Annotated in this window: 1 protein-coding gene; it reads right to left on the reverse strand. The window is 43.3% G+C overall.

Going from position 1 to position 2,353, the window contains the following annotated elements:
• Positions 1 to 290 precede the first annotated feature (290 nt).
• Positions 291 to 1,916 carry a methyl-accepting chemotaxis protein gene (locus AB6D06_RS22360; protein ID WP_017062210.1) on the reverse strand — a complete coding sequence of 542 codons (1,626 nt, stop codon included), beginning with the start codon at positions 1,914 to 1,916 and terminating at the stop codon, positions 291 to 293.
• Between the last annotated feature and the right edge of the window lie 437 nt (positions 1,917 to 2,353).

The raw sequence follows: 2,353 nt of genomic DNA on the forward strand, positions 1-2,353 counted from the left end.
AACCACCGACACGAGGATTTTCAATCCTCTGCTCTACCGACTGAGCTATCCGGGCGACGAGGTGTATTAAACGTGTTTTCGCGTTCTGGGTCAACATTAAATTGCAAAAAAAGTATCGTTTGATGTTTTTCTATACTTAGTGGGTTGTTTTTGCTCATTTGGGGTGAAAAACCTAGGTCTAGCATGCCCTAAAAGATAGTAAAACTACGGTTAACTACACTGAATGGGCGCCGAAATAAAAAAAGCACGTATGAAAACGTGCTTTTTTATTTGAAAATTTTCTAGGGAGTTTAGTGTTTTACTTCAAACCTATTAACCCAAGCTTCTAATTCGTTGGAAAGAGAGGCAAGAGTTTGGGTGCTGTTATGACTTTCTGTTACGACATTGCTCAGTTGGTTACCGCTCTCTTCGATCATATTGATACGCTTCGATATATCATCGCTCACCTGAGTCTGCTCAGCGGCCGCTGTTGCGATTTGATGACTCATTGATGAAATGGACTCTAATGCGACAACAATCTGTTGTAGTGCTTCAGAGGCGTTTTGAGACTCTGTTACGGTGCTTTCACTGGTCGCGGCACACACTTCCATGGTTTGAATTGCGTTGCGAGATCCCTCTTGAAGGTTATTAATCATTAATTGGATTTCTTTTGTGCTCGATTGTGTTCTGCCTGCAAGGTTACGAACCTCATCTGCTACAACAGCAAATCCACGACCTTGTTCGCCGGCTCGAGCTGCTTCAATGGCTGCATTTAGTGCCAATAGGTTAGTTTGCTCCGCTATATCACCAATCACATCCAATACTTTTGCAATGTTGTTTACATCGTTATCTAGGTTAGCGACAGCTTCGCTTGCTGTGCCTAGTTGGCCTGCTAAGCCTTGAATGTTATCTACTGTGTTGTGAATGAGTTGTTGGGTATGCTGGCTCTGTTTGTCGGCCTCGTCGGTGTTGCGCGCGGTATCGCTAGCTGAAGCAGCTACGTTATTGGCTGAAGAGGCCATCTCGGTCATTGCTGTCGCGATCATCTCTGTTGATTGCTGTTGGGTGTCTGTCAGTTGACCAATTGACCCAGCGCGATCTTCTACGCGCTGCAGTTCGCCTCTTAATGCCAGCATTGAAGCGTCAAGGTTTGATACTAGCTCAGCCAATGACTTACTCATTTGTTGTACGGCGTGATAGATACTGCCGTCAATTGCCTGAGTTTCGAAAGAGGTTTGAATTCGACCTTGTGCTACGGCTTGTACTGCTTCTCGTACGTCTTTAGGTTCGCCGCCAAGAAGCGCTAGCATGCGTTTAATGGATACAATTAGGCTCGCCAGAATAAGACCAGCAATCACGACACAAAGGAATAGCTGCCATTGAGCAGTAGACCAAAAACGAGCGTTAACTTCATTGAACCCGATACCAGTGCCGACAACCCAACCCCAATGTGGCGTTTTCTCTGCAATAGACAGTTTTTCTTCAATCGTTCCATCTGGCAGTTTTTGTGTCCAGGTGTACTCAATGATCTCGCCAGTACGATTACCAAGTACTCTTTGGATTAGCTGCCCAACACTATTGCCGTCGCCATCTTTAAAGTCGTTAAAACTGGTTCCGTGCAGTTGAGGATCTAATGGTGTCGCGATAAACGTCATGTTCTCATCGGCTACGTAAACATATTCATTATCTTTATAGATGTTGTTGCGTAGAAGGCGAGTAGCTAGTTGCTTGGCTTGCTCTTCTTCTAGTGTGCCATCAATCGCCATTTTTTCGACTTCAGTAAGAATGCTGTATGCGCTCTTAAACAGCTCTGTTACGCGAGCTTTGTTGTCCATGTTGCTAGCAACTCTTAAGGTCCATAAGCCTGTAGCCGTCAGTGCTAGCAGGGCGATCAAGATGATGCCCGATAATAAGTAAGCTTGCGTTTTTAGTTTCATATTTCCCCGCGCAGCGATTCAATAATTAGTATTAGGTATAATTCATCGAATCTTAATCTAAGTGGTGTAAGGCAGATATTAGAAAGACATCAAAGTATGATAGGGATTAAATTTTCGAAGAAAAAAAAGTAACAGGACTTGGTTCTATTTGTTTTAATGTGAATATTAGCGGGTCATGAACTTTATAAGGCGTTGGTTCTGTTGTAGTGGATATGCTTTATAGAACTTAGAATCAACTGCTGTAGTAAGAGTACTAAAAGGAGATAACTCAATTTATCGAGACTGATTAAGAGTTAGTGAGGAGCTGATGTGTATATTGAATAGAGTTTGTTTTTGTTCAAACGAAAAAAAGCCAAGTCTTTCGACTTGGCTTTCTTGAATGTGGCTCCCCTTGCAAGACTTGAACTTGCGACATACGGATTAACAGTCCGCCGTTC

Origin of the sequence: Vibrio sp. 10N.239.311.G01 (genome assembly GCF_041465805.1) — a bacterium.
Lineage (GTDB): Bacteria > Pseudomonadota > Gammaproteobacteria > Enterobacterales > Vibrionaceae > Vibrio > Vibrio crassostreae_C.

What these genes read in the sequence shown, in the direction of transcription:
- AB6D06_RS22360 (WP_017062210.1), bottom strand. Translation starts at nt 1,916, where the DNA reads ATGAAACTAAAAACGCAAGCTTACTTATTATCGGGCATCATCTTGATC.